The sequence below is a fragment of the Prevotella sp. P5-92 genome (genome assembly GCF_002251245.1).
Lineage (GTDB): Bacteria > Bacteroidota > Bacteroidia > Bacteroidales > Bacteroidaceae > Prevotella.
The window spans coordinates 34,572-55,171 of the sequence record NZ_NPJG01000079.1 but is presented as its reverse complement, the minus strand read 5'-3'; the positions used below and the strand labels follow the sequence as shown (position 1 = coordinate 55,171).

The following is a 20,600-nucleotide window of genomic DNA, read 5'->3' as shown; positions in this document are numbered from 1 at the left end:
CATTTTTTTTACTACTGTTTGCATTTTTCCTATGCCTATGGCAAATCTCTGGTGCCAAAGACTTGCAATCATCCAATGCTTATGGCCTGCACATTGCCTCACAGACGCGGTTTTGGAAGTTGCGTCCGTTGTTGTCGTGCATCACGCCTTGGTTGATGATAGCGAAGGCGAGCAAGTGCCCGTTGGCAGCCGTGCAATATCCAGCGAGAGAGGTGATGCATGTGAGTGTACCCGTTTTGGCGTGAACGTTGCCTGAGGCGAATCCACCTTTCATTCTCTTCTTCAGCGTTCCATCCTGTCCAGCTATGGGCAGTGAAGGATAGAGATGAATGAATATCTCGGGGTTGCGGTAGGCATATCTCAGCAGTGCCACCTCCATTTCGGCAGTTACGTAGTTGTAGAGCGACAGTCCGCTGCCGTCGGCTATCTTGTATCTTGACGGTTGCAGCCCGGTGCGTTCTATCAGCCGTGCAATAACCTTTCTGGCGTGCCGGGCGTCGGCAGGTCGGTCGCCGCCAGCAGCCGCAACCTGGTAAAACATAGACTCTGCGTATAGGTTGTCGCTGTCTTTCATCATTCTCATCAGTATCTGGTCGATGCTGTGGAATCGTGTACAGATGATGAACGCCCCGTTAGGCAGCCGTCCTTCTCCGGTGATTGCCTCCACCGTGATACCGCTCTCTTTCAGTTCGAGAAGGAATCGTTCCATGAATTTGTCTTTCCCCGACACCAGCAAAGGCGACAGCGTGGGATTGTCGTCGTCCCAGCACCATCCTTCTCCCAGCCCATCATCGTTTTTCATGGTTTTGTCGGCAAGGATTCGTCCTCTTATTGTGTCCACTCCCATCGACTTGATGCCGTCGGCAAAGGCTTTCATGTCGTCGGTATTAAATCGTGGGTCGAATCCTCCTACGCAGTATATATCGCCAGAAAGAGTCCTGTCGGCAACGTAGCCGGTGTAGTAAAGCGACGTGCGGAACTGGTACGATCCGCCGAGCTTGTCGATGGCTGCTATGGCTGTCACCAGTTTCATTGTCGATGCGGGTCTCAGCAGCTGTCGGTGTCCTTTTGTGTAGAGAATGCTATCGGCAGTAAGGTCATAAACCATGAGTCCGAGTTGAGATGTCTCAAACATCTCATGCCCGGTAAGCGCGTCGAGCCTTTGTTGCAGACTTTGTGGCCATGGAGTCATCTCGTGTGCCAATTGGTCGGTTGTCACAAGGCTGTCAACAGTCAGCGAGTCGTCTTGTGCCGCGACAGTTGTATAACCACATATCGAGGCCAAGAAGGCGTATATTATATATAATGTATTCTTCATTGTGAGTGCAAAGTTAGATATTTTCGCTTGAAAAACAAAAAATATGGCAAACGTTTTGCATAAATGAATAAAAATATCTAATTTTGCACCAAAATAATACATTTCAAGTAGAATAGTATGGTATTCAAATACGACTTTTTGATTATCGGCGCAGGTGTTGCCGGTATGAGTTACGCCCTTAAAGTAGCAAGAGCGCACAAAGGTAAGGTGTGCATGATATGCAAGACTTCACTCGACGAAGCCAACACGTCGTTTGCACAAGGTGGTGTGGCTTCGGTCACGAATTTAGAGCTTGATAACTTCGACAAGCATATCGAGGACACGATGATTGCCGGAGACTTCATCAGCGACCGTCGGGCTGTGGAGCAAGTGGTGAGGAATGCTCCCGGACAAATTGAGGAGATGGTTAACTGGGGCGTCAACTTCGACAAGAAGGACGATGGACAGTTTGACCTGCATCGTGAGGGCGGACACTCTGAGTTCCGCATACTGCATCATAAGGACGACACAGGAGCCGAGATCCAACGCGGGCTGATGGAGGCAGTGCGCAGTTGTCCCGACATCACCGTGAAGGAGAATCATTTCGCTGTGGAGATTATCACGCAGCATCATCTGGGAGCGCGCGTCACGAGGCGTACTCCATATATCCATTGCTACGGAGCATACGTGCTTAATCCCAAGACAGAGAAGGTTGACACATATCTCAGCAAAGTCACTGTGATGTGTACCGGCGGATGTGGCGCGGTCTATCAGACTACTACCAATCCTGTCATCGCCACCGGCGACGGCGAGGCCATGGTCTATCGTGCCAAGGGAACGGTGGCAGATATGGAGTTTGTACAGTTCCATCCCACGGCACTCTATCATCCTGGCGAGACCCATCCCGCCTTCCTCATTACGGAGGCTATGCGCGGTTATGGCGGCATTCTCAAGTTACCTAACGGAAAGACATTTATGGAGAAATACGACGAACGTCTATCGCTTGCGCCCCGAGACATTGTGGCACGTGCCATCGACAAGGAGATGAAGATCCACGGTCTCGACCATGTATGTCTCGATGTCACGCACAAGGATCCCGAGGAGACAAAGCGCCATTTCCCCAATATCTATATGAAGTGCAAGTCGATGGGCATAGATATCACCAGCGACTATATTCCCGTGCGTCCTGCTGCCCACTATATGTGTGGTGGAATAAAGGTTGACCTCAACGGCCTTTCAAGCATCGACCGTCTTTATGCCTTGGGAGAATGCTCGTGTACGGGTCTTCACGGCGGCAACCGCTTGGCTTCCAACTCGCTCATTGAGGCTGTGGTATATGCCGACGCCGCCGCCAAGCATTCTCTTGAACATATCGAACTATACGACTTCAACGACAAGGTGCCCGAATGGAACGACGAAGGCACTCTGACCAACGAGGAAAAGGTGCTTATCACCCAGAGCGTGAAGGAAGTAGGAGAGATAATGTCTAACTATGTAGGCATTGTGCGTAGCGACCTCCGTCTGAAGCGCGCATGGGATCGTCTCGACATGCTGTATGAGGAAACAGAAAATCTATTCAAGCGTGTCAAGGCAAGCCGCGACATTTGCGAACTGCGCAACATGATCAACGTGGGTTATCTCATCACCCGATGGGCAATAGAGCGAAAGGAATGTCGTGGATTGCATTATACCATCGACTACCCTGTCCATGCCTATGACAAGAAATAGTCAGTCAACAGACTCTTTTACCTAAAGACAAATACTTATGCTACAGGGGAAAAGCCAGGAAACAGTATCAAGGCTTTTTCTCTGTGACATTGCGTTTTTTATCGACAAAATAAAAAACTGTTGGTAAAAAATGTTATAATTAGCAAATATGTTTGTTTATTTGGTAGAAAAGAGCTAATTTTGCAAATTGGTACATTTTTTGCACCGATAAGTGAATGAATTTTTATAATAATTTATTTAAAACAATAGAAAATATCCAAGGATGAGAAGATTAACTCTTTTACTTGTCTTTCTCGCCTTGCTGTCTATCCAATCCTCGCTGGGACAGAGTTTCCGTGTGAGAGGAGTCGTTGTGTCGTCAGAAGACAATGAACCGATGATTGGAGTGACTGTCAAGCAAGAAGGGACAGGCAATGGTGTGGTGACTGACATCGATGGCAATTACTCCATCGAGATCAAGGGAGCTACGGAAGGCAAACTGACCTTCTCCTACATAGGAATGGCTCCACAGACACACTCGGTCAACACACAGACAAAAACGCTCAACATCACGCTGCAGCCCGACTCAAAGATGATCGACGAGGTTGTCGTGGTGGCTTATGGCGTGAGAAAGAAGGGAACGATAGCCGGTTCGGTATCGACAGTGAAATCTGAGAAGATTGAAAACGTGCCTGCGGCAAGTTTTGACCAAGCTCTTCAGGGACAGAGCACCGGTCTGCAGGTCATCTCTTCTTCTGGCGAGCCAAGCAAGGCCGCCACGTTCCAGATTCGAGGCACCAACTCCATCAATTCCGGCAAATCGCCGCTGTTTATCCTCGACGGAGTGCCCATCTCCAGTTCCGACTTCAACACCCTCAGTCCTAACGACATAGAATCGATATCGGTGTTGAAAGACGCTTCCTCCACTTCTATTTATGGTGCGCGTGCGGCCAATGGCGTGGTGGTGATCACGTCAAAGCGAGGACTGTCGATGGACAAGGCCAAGGTCACGTTGCGTGCACAATATGGTTTTTCCGAACTGGCACAGGGCAAATGGACGATGATGAACACTGCCGAGCGCATACAGTTTGAGAAAGAGGTTGGGCTCGATGCTGGAAAAGATTACGAGCTTCTGTCTCGCACCGATGTCAACTGGCTCGACGAGGTGTTTAACGACCGCGCTCCGCTGCAGAGCTACGAACTGTCGGTCAACCGCGCCACCGACCGTCTTAACTACTATGTCTCAGGCGGATATTATGATCAGGACGGTATCGCCCAAAACTCCACCTTCACCCGATACAACATCCGCACCAATGCCGATGTGAAGGCAAGCAATTGGATGAAGATAGGCACCAACACCATGGCGGCCTATGAGGAGGCTCAGCAGGCTGACGATGGCACATACACCACCGTCACTCCCATCTCCGCATGCCGTTTCATGCAGCCATATTGGAATCCATACACATCAGACGGCAAGCTGGCATCGCTCTCCAACGGCAAGTGGGCCGGCACCAGCGAGAATCCTATCGTGTATATGGCCAACAATCCAATAAAAAACAAGAAATACAAGCTGCTCACCACGATGTATGCCGAGATCTATCCAGTGGAAAATCTCACCATAAAGACGCAGTTTGGCGTTGATTTCACCCATTCCACGGCCTTCCTCCAGTCGTTTCCGAGTCTCTCGTCAAACAACGGACAGGGCACGGCGGCGCGTCAGAGCAGCGACATGCTGAGTCTTACCGAGACCACGACAGCCAACTACCGCTTCACGCTCGACGATATTCACTCGTTCAATGTCATGCTCGGCCAAGAGGCTGTCAACTACCACTCGGAAGGATTCAGCGTTTATTCCAAGGGGCAGACAAGCGACCTTCTCACCAACGTGTCGGCCGGAACGCGTGCAAGCCGTTGGGGCGACTCCTCGTCCGACTATTCCTACATGTCATTCTTCATGCGCGGCGAATATAACTACAAGGAACTCTATTACGCCGACTTCTCCCTGCGTACCGATGCTTCGTCACGTTTTGGAAAAGACCATCGTTGGGGTACATTCTGGTCGTTAGGCTTCATGTGGAACGCTAAACAGTCTAATTGGCTGAAGGATATCAACTGGTTGACTACTACACAGATATCTTTAAGTACGGGAACGTCGGGAAACTCCGAAATTCCCAATTACTACCACCTTGCCCTCGTCTCGGGCGGCGCCAACTACGACGACACCGCCGGCTTCTATCCCTCTCAAAGCGGCAACGAAGAGTTGGGATGGGAATCCACCTGGGCAAACAATATAGCGTTGCGCCTCGGATTCCTCGACCGTATTAACTTCAGCGTTGAAGCCTATTACAAGCGCACGTCAAACATGCTGATGCGCGTGCCTGAGTCATATACCGTCACGGGCGAAGGCTACCGTTGGAAAAACGTAGGCGTGATGGAAAACAAAGGACTCGAACTGAGTGCCGACGGCGACATCATCCGCACCCGCGACTTCACATGGAACGTCAGCGCCAACGTCTCTTACAACCGCAACCGTCTGAAGGAATTGTATAACGGTGTCACCGAATATGTCAACTCCACCACCGGACTGAAATACGTCGTGGATCATTCTGTCAGCGAGTTCTACATGAACCGTTACGCTGGCGTCAACCCGGCTAACGGCGAACAACTGTGGTACGACAAGTACGGCAACGTGACAAACGTGTTCCGCGAGAGCGACAAGGTGATGACAGGCAAGACATACGACGCCCCGTGGATGGGAGGTTTCGGCACGAGCGTCAGATGGAAAGGCCTTCAGCTATCTGTTCAGTTCAGCTGGATAGGCGAACGTTATGTCATCAACAACGACCGCTACTTCGAAGAGAGCGGTATCACCTTCGGCACAGCCTACAACCAGTCGAACCGTCTTCTCTACGACCGCTGGAAGCAGCCGGGCGACATCACCGACATTCCCCGTTGGGGCGAGGTGATACAACTTGACGACCGTTTTCTCGAGAATGCCTCGTTTCTTCGTCTGAAAAACGTGAGTCTCTCTTATTCGCTGCCTCAGGAGTGGTTGCGTAAGACGCATTTCTTCACCCTGGCGCGTGTCTATGCACAGGCACAGAATCTCTTCACCTTCACCGGTTTCAGCGGTCTCGACCCCGAGGTGGCATCTAACGTCTATCAGGCACAATATCCTGCTTCGCGGCAGTTCACCCTCGGAATGGAACTCTCATTCTAATAATGCATAAGGAGAAACAAAAGATGAACATCAACAAGATAAAGACATATATGCTGTCGGCGGTGACTGCGCTGTCGCTCGCCTCGTGTCTCGACAAATATCCCGAGGACTCCATTCCCATGGACGATGCCGTGACCACCGTTGGCGACATCGACAAACTCGTCATCGGCATCTACGACAGTTTCAAGAGCAGCGCCCTCTATTCGGGCAATCTCACCATCCTTCCCGACCTTCAGGCCGACTTTGTGTATTGCGTCAAAGGCTATACCAACGTCTATGGCGACATTTTCCGTTGGAACGACATCAAGGCCACTAACACAGATATCGAGGCGGTTTATGCCGCCCTCTATGACGTGGTGAACTGCTGCAACTTCCTCCTCGACAATGTGGAGAAGGTGAAAGCAAACACCACCGACGACAATCTTCTCGATAGGCTCGACCAGTATTGCGGGGAGGCATATTTCGCGCGTGCCTTAGCTTACTCCGAGCTGATCAAGCTTTTCTGCAAGGCATACGACAGCGACGAGCAGGCTGCCCAGACACTTGGCGTGGTGCTTACCGAGCACTATAAAGGCGACGAACCCACACGTCGCGCCTCTCTCAAGAAGTCGTATGAGTTTGTTCTTGCCGACCTCGACAAGGCTCAAGAGTTGCTGAAGCTCGAAGACGACTTCTCGGGCACTCTCTACAACGAGATATATTTCAACGAGATGACGTGTTACGCCCTTCGTGCCCGCGTGTCGTTGTACATGCACCGCTGGGACGATGCCATCAAGTATGCCACAAAGGTCATCAGCAGCAAGTATTACGTGCTTGAGAATGCCTCTTCCAACACCTATAGCACTTCGGTTAACGACTATAAATATATATGGCTCTACGGCGACTCGCGCGAGGCTATTTGGAAAGTGGGATTCACCGTCAACAGTTATGGAGGAGCATTAGGCACGATCTTCGACAACTACAACTACGTGAGCTACCGTCCCGACTATGTTCCCGCCAAGTGGGTTATCAACTCCTACAACAGCAACGACCTCCGTGCAGCCGCCATCTTCACCACCCGTGTCACCGGATACGAACACGGACTGCAATGGCCGCTGCTGAGTAAGTATTTCGGCGACGCCACTTTCCTTGGCAACAATATCCTCCATGTTCACCAACCCATGGTCTTCCGCTTGTCTGAACAGTATCTCATCCGTGCCGAGGCTTATGCCAACAAAAAGGAATACAGCAAGGCAGGAAAGGACATCTCTGCCATTCGCGTGGCGCGCTACTCGTCATACGGAGGCAATACCTCGCTCAGCGAGACCAATGCGATGGACATTATCGAGTCTGAGCGTGTGAAGGAACTATATATGGAAGGATTCCGCCTGCACGACCTCAAGCGCTGGCACAAAGGATTTGAGCGCAAGGCATCCGAGCAGTCAGCCGCCACTTTCGTGCAGAGCGACCTTAAGGTGGAGAAAGACGATCCTCTCTTTGTCTGGCCAATACCGCAGCACGAATTAGAGTCACCTGGATCGGAAATCGAACCGAATGAGAGCAACAAGTGACAAAATCATACACTAATCAGATACAACAATGAAAAAATATCTCGAAAAATATGTTGCCGCACTGGCCATTGCCACAGCCTTTGTAGGCTGTACCCAGGACCATATCGTATATAACGGACCGAGCCATATCATGTTCTCCGACACACTCTACCAGTATGCCGTGGAACAAGACAACAAGATCTTCTCAGTACCGGTTTCGGCAACAGAGACGACCGACTACGACCGTACTTTCGCTGTAGAGATCGACGAGCGTCAGAGCAATGCCGTTGAAGGCCTTCACTACCGCATCCTCGACAATACCGTAACTATCAAAGCTGGCGAGACCGTCGGCAACGTCATGGTACAGGGCGTTTACGACAATATCGGAGCCACCGACTCGCTCGGTTTCACCCTCCGTCTTGTCATCCCCGACGAGTATCAGTGGGAACTATACAAGGATTATGCCCACGTGGTGATGCAGAAAGCCTGTCCATTTGACATCAACAACTTCACTGGTTGGTGCATCGTCACCTCCACCTATTACAGCCAGTATCTCAACAATGTCTCCAGCCGCCTCATCCGCACCGAGTTGGTGGCCGACGAGCCAAACACCATCCTGCTGAAAGACATCTACTACGACGGCTACGACCTGAAGCTGAAGTTCAACACCGACAACGTGCTTGAGCCGAAAGTGGAGATGGACAGTCAGGTGGCAGGCAAGACGGGCGAAGCCTTTGGCACCATATACGGAGACGGCAAGTTGCGCATCAGCCAGCCCTCGATCTACACCTCTTATTATAATACATGCCAGAACTACGTCCTGCAATATATCACCATGAGCGTGCAAAACAAAGACGGCTCGCTCTTCGGCACCGTTGGCACATACGTCACCGTCATGGAATGGATCAGCGACGCCGAGGCGGAGAAACTAAAGGAGGAAGGGTATTGAAAAATAAATATAATTGACAATGTCAAAGATTGAAGAATTGAAGAAAAAAAATAAAGATATGAAAACAACGATTTCAAGATATTGGTTTGTCGTGATGGCGACACTTTCGCTCTGCCTCACCACCGCCTGTTCGGACGACGACGATGACGCCGCCGTGACACCAGTATTCCCACAGGTACAGAAACTTGCCGGTGCAGCCGGCGATATTATCGATTTCACCTTTGAGGCTAACCAGAACTGGAGCCTCTCTTCTAACGCCATTTGGTGTAAGCTCCAGACGGACGATGCCGACAGCCAGTTTGTTGTCAACGGCACTCCGGGCCGACAAACCGTCAAAGTGCTGCTTACTGCCGACGACGAGGCTAAAGAACTCACCGTCACACAGCTCTATCTCACCATGGGCGGCGAGAAAGTGGCCGTGGCCGAGGTTCAGCGTTCTGCATCAGGCTATTCCGTCAGCGTCTTTGACGAGGCAGGCAACGACATCACCTCTACCGGTATCGTCGTTGGCTACGACAAGTATGTGAAGTTCTCGGTAAAGGCCAACTATCGTTTTGCCGTCACCAATACGCCTGAATGGGTGGAACTTGAAGGCGGCTTCATGGTGGGACGTGCCGGTGAGCTCACCGTTGGCGGAGCCATGTTTAAGGAAGGCGTGAGAAACGCCAAGTATGCCATCTCTATAGACGAGGGCGAGACCATCACCATCGCCTCGCAAGATGGTAAGGCCATGAAGACCATTCCCGTGCGCTTCAACGGCATGCCGACAAACACCATGGACATCGTCTATCCCACCTCTTCGCCATGGGCAGACTGGACCGTATCACTCGACGGAAAGACATTCTCACAGACTGGTTCTACGGGAATTTCTGGCAATGGAGGCAACGACACCTTCACTTTCAGCAATTTCGTTCCTTTCACGCTCAAGACAGCAGCAGACGACTTCACCCTCGTCGTCTTCCAGACCGAGTCGTGGGGCGTGGAACCATGTTACGACCACTTTGTAAAAGCATCGGGCGAGAATGGCGACATCCGCATCACCGTCGATGCTCTTGACGGCGGCGAGCGCGACTGTTATGTCTATGCCTTGCCCAAGGCTGTATATGAGTCGCTTTCCAACCTCTACGAGATGTTCGACGAGGAAGGCAACGTCAGCTGGCTCTACAACCCTTATTTCCTCATGCACTTCGTACAGAAGGAGCAGAGCGGCACCGAAGCCGACTCTAAGGCTCCCACGGTGCTCGTCGGCGGATGGAAGGAAGTGGATTGCAAGAAAGAGACCACTGGTATCTATAACGAGGTGGCGGCAAACTATCTCGGATACAGCGGCGACGAGATCTATGTGGCCACAGTCTCTGTGGGTGACTATGTCACAATCACACCCAACATCGCCGGCTACGAGCCGCAGGACCTCAGCGACATCTTCGGTCTTAGCAGCTGGGGCACATCACTTGTTCCCGAGGTAGCAATGGACACGAACGACACCTATACCTTCAGCTACAAGGTGACCGACGAAGCTCCGTTCTTCATCGCCTTCAGGCAGAACGGCACCACGCTCAAGGTTCTGGTACTTGAACGCGACGACTATTAATCCCTTTTTCACACGAAATATTCAACAATGAACACATCAAGATATTTTAGCACCACGTTGCTCTCGCTCCTCGTCGTCCTTCTCGCGACAATCGCCACAGGCTGTTCGGACGAAAATACCGGAGAATGGGACAACAGCTACGGATATGTGCAGTTTCAGCTCCTGAAACGTGGCGTTGCTGACGGCACAAAGGCCGTCGGTACAAAGTCTGACGGAACAAGGGCAACCAGCCAGCTGGAACGGCTCGACGACGCCAAGAAGATCAAGGTGGTCATGGTTTCTGACGGCAACACCATATCTCAGACCCTGCCTCTCACCGCTTATAACGCCGCCAATGCCGAGTACGGTTTGCGCAGCGAGAAACTCAAACTCGCAGCAGGCAAATACACCATCGTCGGCTTTTATCTCTACGACGCCGTCGATGAGGAACTCCTTGCGTCATCGTCAGGCGAGCAGTTTACCGTTGTCGGCGGAGGAATGGCCGTGCAGCGTCTTACGGTCGCTACAGTCAGTCGCGGAAGCGTGAAGTTCCGTCTCACCAAGCATTGGGACAACACCCGCTCAGGCAGCGGCGAGTATCTCTTCTCCAACATCCGTCTCGTCGATGTCAGCGTCACAAACCTCTTCACCCGCGAGACCATCACCTTTCCCGAGCTGAAGGTGACATACGAGGAAGACAGCGAGCTGCACCAGAATCCCGACAACCCTGACGACAAGTATATGGACATCGCCACCGCACGCTGTGACTCGGCTGTGTCGCTGCCCGCCGGCACGTATCAGGTCACGTCATACACCACTTACGGCAAGAGTGGAGCGGTAAAGAAGACCTTCGAGACCCAGCCCGTGAAGGGCGAAGCGTTTGTCGTGGCCGACAACCAGCTTAACGACAGCGCCAAAGTGCCCATCATCCTCTCTGAGACTCGCGAGTATATCAAGGACTATAAGGCTCTGAAGGCCATCTGGGAATCGCTTGGCGGCAAAGATTGGAGCTTCTACGGCGACGCCACGTTCCACGGTGCCAACTGGAATTTCAACAAGGAGCTCGACATGTGGGGCGAGCAGCCCGGCGTGACGCTCGACAATAACGGGCGCGTCATCGGCATCGTCCTCGCCGGCTTCGGCTGCAAGGGCATACTGTCCGACGCCATCGGCCAACTCACCGAACTGAAGGTGCTCAACCTCGGTTCTCACGACGAGAAGATCGGTGCCAACCTCTTCAACTCCTACGACGCATCTACGCTCACCTCAACCCGCCGACTTGCCATGCGCCACGATTACGAGAATCGTTTCCTGAAGTACGACCCGCGCGCCAGCATGTCGGAGATGATCGTCGATAGCTACAACTCAGACCCACAGAATGCCGACAAGAAGATACGCCAAGACTCGCGCATCAGCCTCAAAGACGCGCAGATAGGCACGCTGACAAACAAAATCACTGGCATCTCGCGCGCCCTCTGCCGTCTGTCGAAATTGCAGCAGCTGTATGTGGGCAACTGTCCCGTCGAGTCCGACGAGTTCTGTACACGCTTCTACGATGACGCATCATCGCCCTATCACAGCTTTGCCGGGGAATACACTGGCGACGAATGGGCGGCAATGAGCGAACTCACCGATGTGGAGCTCTACAACTGTCCCAAGCTCACTCGAGTGCCTGAGATTTTCTTCCTCCTTCCCTCCATACAGGCGTTCAACCTCGCCTGCAACAAAGGCATCTCAGCCGCCCAGCTGCGTTCCGACTGGCAGCGTCTGGCCGAAAGTCCCGTGGGAAAGAGCATACAGATCATGTATCTCAGCTACAACAATCTTGAGGCGTTTCCCCCGTCGGCGGCGCTGTCGAAGATGGTTAAGCTCGCCCTGCTCGACGTGGCACACAACAACGTGAAGACCGTCAACGCTTTCGGCACCGATATTAAATTTACGTCGCTCTATCTCAACAACAACAGCATAGAGACCATCCCCACCGACCTCTGCGGTTTCACCGAGGATGTGGAAGGACTGAACTTCTCTTACAACAAGCTCACCGTGATTCCAAACATCTTCGATGCCAGTTCGGTAAGAGTGATGGGGTCGGTCAACTTCTCCCACAACGAGATCACTGGCGTCGATCTCGCTAACGGCACTTATAAAGGCATTAACGCCTCCACCGTGTCGCTGAGCAACAACCGTCTCTCCCGTTTCCCCTCTGAGCTCATCTCATCCGGATCGCCCATCACCACGCTCGACATCAGCGGCAACATGATCACCAGCATCCCCAAGGGCTCCATTAAGGGAAAGAACGCCCATCTGCTGCAGATACTCGACTTCCGCTTCAACAAGCTCACGTCGCTCTCCGACGATTTCCTTAGCGACAACATGCCCTATATCACCAATATGGACCTCAGCTACAACTGCTTCAGCGAGGTGCCCACGCAGCCGCTCAACAGTGCCAACCTGCGCGCCTTCGCCATCAACCACCAGCGCGACGACCAAGGCAACCGCACGCTGAAGGCTTGGCCTACAGGCATCACCCAGTGTCCCAGTCTCATACAGTTTCAGATTGGCGATAACGACGTCCGCAAGGTGGAGGAGAAACTCACCTCGCGCCTCTGGATAGTGAACATCAAGGGCAATCCCAACATCTCCATCGACGTCACCAGCGTCTGCCCATATATCAAGGCCGGACTCTATCTCCTCATCTACGACAAGACACAAGACATACGAGGATGCGACGCATTGGACTTGGAGAATTGACGATTTTAAAGTTGACGAGTTGACAAGTTGATTCTCTTAGTAAATAAGAATAAAAGTAAAAAACGACAATATGAAATACATAAAACAACTGACATGGCTCTTCTCGCTTGCTGTCGGCCTGACGGCGTGTAGCGACGACAATGCAGAAGAGATCTCCGGCGGACTCGTCATCGACCGCGACGTGCTGCTGGTAAGTGCCGAGGGCGGTAGCGAAGAGGTTGCCGTCAGCGCGACACAACACTGGGTGGCCAACACTGCCGACACGTGGCTCATGGTCACGCCCGCCAATGGCATAGGCTCAGCCACCGCCACCGTAAAGGTAGATACCACCTTGCTCAGCGGTCGCCGCGACGCCGAGGTGACTTTTGTAGGCGACAACGGACAGCGCCGCACGCTCACCGTCTCGCAGTTTGGCTTCGGCAAGCAGATCGCCGTCAACAAGCCCGAGGTGGAGATAGAAAATTCCGCATCATACGACGACCGCGAGTTTGACATCACCGTCTCAGCCAACGTAGAGTGTAAGATAGGCAGCATCGACTACTCGTTCGAGGGCGACATCTCCGAGAACGAGATGCTCGCTAATGAAAGCGAGCGTCAGGGCTGGCTGCTCAACAGTAAGAACGAGGACAAGCTCGCTGGCACATCCTTCGGCATCGTTCTTGACAGGAAAGCTCGTCCGCGCAGCGTGAAGTTCAAGTTCCGCTGGACGATGAACGTCGTGCCCGCCACACGTGTGGCAAAGGTGCATCTCGTTCCCGTCAATGCCGACGAGCAACTCGTGGATGCCGACGGCAACCCCACGGGCGATGTGGTGCTCACCGTGCGCCAGAAGGCCGCACCTCGCATTGAGGACAACCGCGCCGGCGACTCTCTCTCGGTGATCATGATTAACCAAAAGCTCAACTCCATGGCATCGTTCGACACCAGCGACAACATGCGCAACTGGTCGAACGTCACGCTCTGGGAAGCCACCGACGCCTTTGTCAAGCAGCATCCCGAAGCCTTAGGCCGCGTGCGCAGCGTGAAATTCAGCATGATTAACCTCAAGTCGGGTGAGAGCCTGCCAAAGGAAGTGGCCAACCTCCGCTTCCTCGAGTCGTTCACGCTCGCCTCCAACGAGAACAGCCAGATACGCGAGGTATCACTGGGCGACGACATCTGTTCGCTGGCTCACCTCAAGCATCTCTCCGTGCAGGCTTACGGCATGACCAGCCTGCCGTCTTCATTTGTCAAGCTTGGTGCAAGCCTTGAGAGTCTTAATCTCTCGAGCAACAACTTCAGCAAGCTCTCTGACATCACAAATGTGATCAACGAACAGAACTTCCCCCGTCTCACCTCTCTCGTGCTCAATGCTGAGCGCCGCACCGACGTGGGCATCAACCTCTCCGCAATGGATCGCGACACACAGGGCAACTACATCTATAACACCTATCCAATAGGCCTGTACGGCAATGTCAGTGCCGGTCCGCAGCGCAAGGCTCTGCTCTCGCTGCTCACGTGGGACAACCTCCGCACGCTGCGACTCTCTTATTGCTTCCTCGAAGGCGAACTGCCTACCGACGACGAGATCGATAGTGCTCTGCGCTCGGCAGGCAAGCCCACACGCTATTCCGCTTCCGACTTCTCGTCAACCAGCGCCGACTGGCAGGACAAGCTCGTCGGCGACACCTGTAAGTGGCTCCTCTCGGGCTACGACCGCCCCGTCACCTGCCGCCGCAAGGACGGCACCGTGGTCTATGACCACGTCTTCGGAAGCCAGATACCGCGAGTGTTGCCCAAGTGCCGCACGTTGTCGCTCAACCTCAACTTCTTCACGGGCGACGTGCCGAAGTGGGTTCTCTTCCATCCGCATCTCGTGTCGTGGAATCCCGAGACGCTCCTCTTCACCCAGCAGGAGCGTGGCGTCAACACCTTGGGCGCGTCAGTGGGATTCGCCAACATGAAGTGGGACGACTTCATCTACGACTACTATTACGGCACTTCCGACCCCGGCAACAACAGTCAGGTCGATGGCGTCGCCTATCCGCTCTACTACCGCATCTTCGTGGCTGCAGGCGATGTAGATGATAACGGCTCTGATGCGAAGGGGCATTGATCAAGAACAATACAGTAATCTCTACATATAATTAAATAATGAACAGAAACATATTTCATATAGCAATACTTGCCATGGCGCTGACAGGCTGCTCCGATAGCTCTCTCACCGCCCTCGAACCCGACACCGACGTCGCCGACACCGATGTTGTCATCCCTTCCGACGCCACATCGGGCGAGTTGCTCATCAAGTTCTCCGACGAGATGACCGAGATCCTCGACCGCCAGCTGCAGCTGACGCGCTCTGGCAAAGCCACACGTTCGGGCATCCCTTCGACCGACGAGGTGCTCGACATCCTCGGCAGCTACAGCTTCGAACGGGTCTTCCCCGTCGATAGCCGCACAGAGGCACGCACTCGCGCCGCGGGACTTCATCTCTGGTACACCGTCAAGTTTAACGCCGACACCGACCTCAGCGAGGCCGTGCGCCGTCTCAAGCAGCTTGGCGAGGTGACCAAAGTGCAGACCAACGGCCGACTCAAACGCTCCACTGCCGACAGTCGCCGCATCTATGTCAGCAAGAGCATGCTCAAGCCAGTAGCCACAACGCGCTCCACGTCGTTCCCCTCCGACCCAGGCTTTGCCCATCAGTGGCACTACAACAACCTTGGCGAGGGACACTACGATTTCGAGTGCCTTAACGATAACCACGCCACTGCACAAGCAGGCTGCGACGTCAATATCGTCGAGGCATGGCAGTCGTGCACTGGCGACCCGTCGATCATCGTCGCCGTGCTCGACGACGGCGTGATGTACACCCATCCCGACCTTGCCGCCAACATGTGGAACAACGCTGGCGAGACACAAGGCTCGTCGGTGGATGCTGACGGCAATGGCTATGCCGGCGACCAGCACGGCTACAACTTCGTGGCAAACAGCGGCAAGATAACGTGGAACGATGCCTCCGACATTGGTCACGGCACACACGTGTCGGGCACCATAGCCGCTGTCAACGGCAACGGCATCGGTGTCTGCGGAGTGGCAGGCGGCGACGGCAGTCCCGATTCGGGTGTGAAGATTATGACGTGCCAGGTGTTCTCAGGACAGAGCAGCGTGACATTGGCAGGCGAGGCGCGCGCCATCAAGTATGCCGCCGACAACGGAGCCGTGGTGCTTCAGTGCAGCTGGGGCTACAATTCCTCAGAGGCAAGTATCGTCGATGGCTACACTCCCGGTCCGGCCACCGAGAAAGAGTGGGAGAAAATGTATCCGCTTGAGAAAGAATCACTTGACTATTTCATTCATAACGCCGGCTCTCCCAATGGCGTCATCGACGGCGGCGTAGTAGTGTTTGCTGCAGGCAACGAGTTCTCGCCCAATCCCTCCTTCCCGGGCGCCTATTCTAAGTGCGTGTGTGTGGCGGCTACAGCAGCCGACTTCACTCCCTCCAGCTACACCGACTACGGCTCGCTCGTCACCATCAGCGCGCCAGGCGGCGACCTTCTCTATTATTCCAAAATAGGCGAGGAAGAAGTGGCGTATTGGGACGAGACCACGCTTCAGCAGGGAGCAGTTCTCTCCACCATGATACGCAACGGCCAGCCTGCCTACGGCTATATGGACGGCACGTCGATGTCGTGTCCACACGTGTCGGGAGTGGCTGCCCTCGGCCTTGCTTACGCTAAGCGACTTCACCGCCACTATCGTGCTTCCGACTACATCGAACTGCTGAAGAAGTCGGTGAAGCCGCTCGACAGCCATTATGGAGGCGGAGCCACAAAGACGTATTACAAAAACCATACCACCATGGGAGCATCTGCCAATGTGATGTCGCTCGCGGCATATATCGGCAAGATGGGCACAGGACTTATCGATGCCGGTCTGCTGCTAAACAATATCCGCAACAACGAACTCAGCTCGGCCATGAAGTTGCCAAACGTGTATGTGGCAGTGGGCTCACAGACGTCGTTCGACCTCTCACTATATTTCGCCACTGCCTCAGGCTTCACCTGCAGCGTGGCAGACACTGCCGTAGCTTCTGCCAGCGTCGAGGGCACCACGCTCGTCGTCTGCGGCCAGCAAACAGGTAGCACCACGCTCACCGTGCGCTCGGCTGACGGCACAAACCAGACCGTCGTAGTCACCGTCCGTAACCACGCTTCCGACAATGGCTGGATGTGATCATAGCGTCGCCGCGAGGCCTTTGTCGCTGTCGCGTGCAACGGTGTCGCTCTTCCTACTCCAGGCTCGTACAGCGGCGTCGTTTCTCCTTCTGCTCCTGTTCGGCACAGTGGCGGCACAAGGTCAGTTGCGGTTCGATGCCACCGTGATCGATGCTGGCACGATGACCGAGGACGACGCTCCGCGCCATTACCGCTTTGTAGGACGTAATGTCAGCGGGCATGCGCTCAAGGTGGAGAAGGTGTCGGCCTCATGCGGCTGTACGCGCGCCACGGTTGAGCCGATGGAGATAGCGCCTGAAGACAGCTGCGTGGTCAGCGTCACGTTCAGTCCCAACCGCTATCCCGGCACCATCGACAGCAGCGTCTTTGTATATCTCGCCGGCCATCCGTCAGCCCCGGCTGCGCGTCTCACGCTCACGGGCATGGTGTTGCCCGGCGCCGACATATGGTCGCGTTTCCCCCACAAGATGGGCGTCCTGCGTCTGAAGCAGCGAAAGGCTGCTGTAGAAGTCGTCGGTCACGCCACAAGGCCCTCAGCGCGCATCCTCTGCGGCAATAGCGGCAATGCGCCGCTGCGCCTGTCGAGCCTCGTGCTGCCGCCTTACGCCCGTCTCTCCACCGAGCCGGCTGTAGTCGAGCCAGGCGCCGAGGCCGACCTCGTGATCACCGTTGTCGCCGACCTCATTCCCGCCACGCTTCCCGCGGTCTTTACCTTCCCCGTCATCATTGAAGGCGTCGATGGCCGTCCATCCGACCGCACCGTCCACGTCACCGTCAGCAGGGAGGAGAAGAAATGAGGAGAATCTTTTAGTTGACAAGTTGATTGCCGCTGTTTGTCGCTGATTGTCGCCGATGTAGGGTCTCTACTTTATGTAAGACCGCCCGCCGCAGATGCCACGCATTGGTATTAGGAAGAATCGCAAAAATCCTTTACATCAATAGAAATAATAAACAACAAGAATAACAATGAAATACGTAAAACACCTTTTCACTCTCCTCATTGCAGTGCTGCTGTCCTTGGCACTTGTGTCCTGTAGCAGCGACGACGACATCGAGGAAGAGCCTTCGTTAGAAGTCACTCCCGCCAATCTCCATGGTACGTGGCGCCTTGTCACGTGGAACGACGGCGAACCAGTGCCCGATGGCGTCTATTGCTATATCGTCTTCAACCGTCGCGAGCAGACGTTCGACATCTACCAGTCGTTTGACAGCATGTATGGCCGTCATATCACCGGCACGTTCAGCGTCGCCTCCGACCCATATCTCGGCTATGTCATCAGCGGCAGCTACGACTACGACCGTGGCGAATGGGCTCATTCCTACATCGTCACCCGTCTCGTAGCCAGCGGTTCGATGATATGGACCGCCAAGGACTATCCCGCCGACGTCTGCCATTACGAACGCTGCGCCGAAGTGCCTGCCGAAGTGCAGGCTGCCTGCAACGCTGCACAATGACGACTGGAGCGAGACACTGAAATCACCCAGATCGCCAAGGCGAATCTTCTTGCCTTCGAGGAGCTGCTCGCGCATGCAATCGACTGCCATGTAGAGGATTGCGCTGATGTCGGCACGTGAATAGACGCAGCCGTGGGTGGCGATGTGCTTGGCGAACTTCTCGATGGTCATCACGTCGGCATACTGCGCGATGGCGAAAGCATTCTGCTTCTCGGTAGCCACGAGAGCCACATCCTCAGGCGAAGATTTGCCGTCTCTTATGACCGGCGCCAGTCATAAATTAAGACCACCTTCGGTGATAAGTGATGACTGAAATGAGGTATCACTCAAATCTGCTGCAAAGGTACGACATTTTGCCTGATTCTGCAATACTTTTCCCGAAGGTCCATCGTCAGTTTCCCGACACTTGTGATGAAGGTTTATGGTGTATAGTTTCTGGTTTATGGGGGGAAGTGAAATTGAAAAACGAAAATGACCATAATGACCAATGACCAAATGACCACAACTCTTCACTTTTCACTCTTCACTTTTCACTTTGAGCATAGCGAGACGCGGTCATTAAGGTCATTGGTCATTAAGGTCAAAAAGGATTTCGCACTCTCTTTCCGACTCACTATATAAAATATAATTTTAATTATATTTATATAGTGGCACTGAAAACACATCCCCGAAACGAAAATGACCAAAATGACTTTGACCATAATGACCACTTTGACCACAACTCTTCAATTTTCACTCTTCACTTTTCACTCTTCACTTTTCACTTTGAGCATAGCGAGACGCGGTCATTAAGGTCATTGGTCATTAAGGTCAAAAAGGATTTCGCACTCTCTTTCCGACTCACTATATAAATATAATTTTAATTATATTTATATAGTGGCACTGAAAACACATCCCCGAAACGAAAATGACCAAAATGACTTTGACCATAATGACCGTGATGACCACACCAATGTCTTTTCAGAACTATTTTCTTTTCAAAAAATTTGGAGCGTAACAATAAAATTACTATCTTTGCATAGGAAAAGTTGCATCTCGGCAAGTAAAATATTCGAGGCATGAATGGAATTGAGGGAAGAAATGGCGGGGATAGCTAAGTTCACGCCCGTCGAGCTGAAGGGAAAGAGAAATGTCGTAGCAGCAAAGATTTCCCACCCCAAAAAAGGCGGCACTCAGGGTAAATATTTCCAAGCGCCGCCTTCACATAACGTAATAATCAAAAAAAAATTTTCTTCTCCCCTCTCCTACTTCTTCTCAGCTGCCTTGATAGTTGACTTATAACGGTTGTTGAGGCCGTTGATTACGTCCATGGTGATGTCATGACGCTTGTCGGCATAGAGGATATTGTCGCCTGCCTTGGAGATGATGAGGTCGTACTTCTTCGACTTGTTGTAGTCCTTGAGGAAGTTCTGGATAGAATCGCGCAGGGCGGCATTAAACTTCGCGGTCTCTGAGTCGAGCTCTGAGCCGAGGCGGTTCTGGAGTTCCTGAAGGTCCTGGCCCTGACGCTGGATGGCTGCCTGCACGCTCTCAGCCTGCTGGCGGCTGGCAAAGCCGTTATTCTGCAACTTCTGTTGGAAGTTGGCGGCGGCTGCCTGCAGCTGTTTCTCTTTGGCGGCGAGGGTGTTGCGGGCGTTGTTGCTCTTCTTCTGGAGCACGAGCGAGTACTCCTTACAGAACTTATACTGCGACATGATCGAGTCAACCTCTACAAAGGCTATCTTCATGTCGGTGCTACCTGCTGGCTGTGCAGCTTCTTGCTTCTCGTCCATCTTTGGTGCCGAGTTGTTGCACGATGTGAGCATTACGGCGGCAAGGGCAGCTACGCTCAGCGTGCGGAAAATGTTTCTCTTGTTCATTTCTTTATCTTTATTATTTAGAATCCTTTATTACTTCAATATTCCT

At 53.1% G+C, this 20,600-nt stretch carries 12 protein-coding genes and 1 pseudogene; 10 read left to right on the top strand and 3 right to left on the bottom strand.

Annotated features, from left to right (window positions below; all coding sequences use genetic code 11):
• Positions 1-79: 79 nt before the first annotated feature.
• Positions 80-1,318, bottom strand: a complete 1,239-nt coding sequence (dacB, locus tag CIK99_RS08305) for a D-alanyl-D-alanine carboxypeptidase/D-alanyl-D-alanine-endopeptidase (RefSeq protein WP_094381059.1) — start codon at positions 1,316-1,318, stop codon at positions 80-82.
• A 117-nt stretch (positions 1,319-1,435) separates the two neighbouring features.
• Between dacB and nadB the strand changes: the two genes are divergently transcribed.
• From nadB to CIK99_RS08255, 10 genes are all read left to right on the top strand, one after another.
• Complete coding sequence (nadB, locus tag CIK99_RS08300) at positions 1,436-3,025, top strand: L-aspartate oxidase (RefSeq protein WP_094381058.1); 1,590 nt, start codon at positions 1,436-1,438, stop codon at positions 3,023-3,025.
• A gap of 262 nt (positions 3,026-3,287) precedes the next feature.
• Positions 3,288-6,224, top strand: a complete 2,937-nt coding sequence (locus CIK99_RS08295) for a TonB-dependent receptor (protein ID WP_094381057.1) — start codon at positions 3,288-3,290, stop codon at positions 6,222-6,224.
• 23 nt (positions 6,225-6,247) lie between these two features.
• Entirely contained in the window at positions 6,248-7,774 is a 1,527-nt protein-coding gene (locus CIK99_RS08290; protein WP_094381079.1) for a RagB/SusD family nutrient uptake outer membrane protein, read from the top strand.
• Between the two features lie 28 nt (positions 7,775-7,802).
• Complete coding sequence (locus CIK99_RS08285; protein WP_094381056.1) at positions 7,803-8,702, top strand: DUF4984 domain-containing protein; 900 nt, start codon at positions 7,803-7,805, stop codon at positions 8,700-8,702.
• Between the two features lie 58 nt (positions 8,703-8,760).
• The gene (locus tag CIK99_RS08280) at positions 8,761-10,293 is read left to right on the top strand and encodes a DUF5003 domain-containing protein (RefSeq protein ID WP_158215942.1); all 1,533 of its coding nucleotides are present in this window, start codon (positions 8,761-8,763) and stop codon (positions 10,291-10,293) included.
• A 27-nt stretch (positions 10,294-10,320) separates the two neighbouring features.
• The gene (locus CIK99_RS08275) at positions 10,321-13,023 is read left to right on the top strand and encodes a DUF4458 domain-containing protein (protein ID WP_094381054.1); all 2,703 of its coding nucleotides are present in this window, start codon (positions 10,321-10,323) and stop codon (positions 13,021-13,023) included.
• 70 nt (positions 13,024-13,093) lie between these two features.
• On the top strand, positions 13,094-15,118 hold the full coding sequence (locus CIK99_RS08270) for a BACON domain-containing protein (protein WP_094381053.1): 2,025 nt from the start codon (positions 13,094-13,096) through the stop codon (positions 15,116-15,118).
• Between the two features lie 38 nt (positions 15,119-15,156).
• On the top strand, positions 15,157-17,238 hold the full coding sequence (locus CIK99_RS08265; RefSeq protein ID WP_094381052.1) for a subtilase family N-terminal domain-containing protein: 2,082 nt from the start codon (positions 15,157-15,159) through the stop codon (positions 17,236-17,238).
• Entirely contained in the window at positions 17,225-18,037 is an 813-nt protein-coding gene (locus CIK99_RS08260) for a DUF1573 domain-containing protein (protein ID WP_094381051.1), read from the top strand. The genes CIK99_RS08265 and CIK99_RS08260 overlap by 14 nt, the downstream gene beginning before the upstream one ends.
• A 169-nt stretch (positions 18,038-18,206) precedes the next feature.
• Positions 18,207-18,695 (top strand): lipocalin family protein, encoded by a 489-nt coding sequence (locus tag CIK99_RS08255; protein ID WP_094381078.1) that lies wholly within the window; start codon positions 18,207-18,209, stop codon positions 18,693-18,695.
• On the opposite strand, the pseudogene CIK99_RS15765 reads toward CIK99_RS08255, so the two are convergent.
• A pseudogene (locus CIK99_RS15765) lies at positions 18,696-18,956 on the bottom strand (HU family DNA-binding protein); the annotation flags it as partial.
• A 983-nt stretch (positions 18,957-19,939) separates the two neighbouring features.
• Positions 19,940-20,554: an OmpH family outer membrane protein gene (locus CIK99_RS08245; RefSeq protein ID WP_094381050.1), complete on the bottom strand. Its 615-nt coding sequence runs from the start codon at positions 20,552-20,554 to the stop codon at positions 19,940-19,942.
• Between the last annotated feature and the right edge of the window lie 46 nt (positions 20,555-20,600).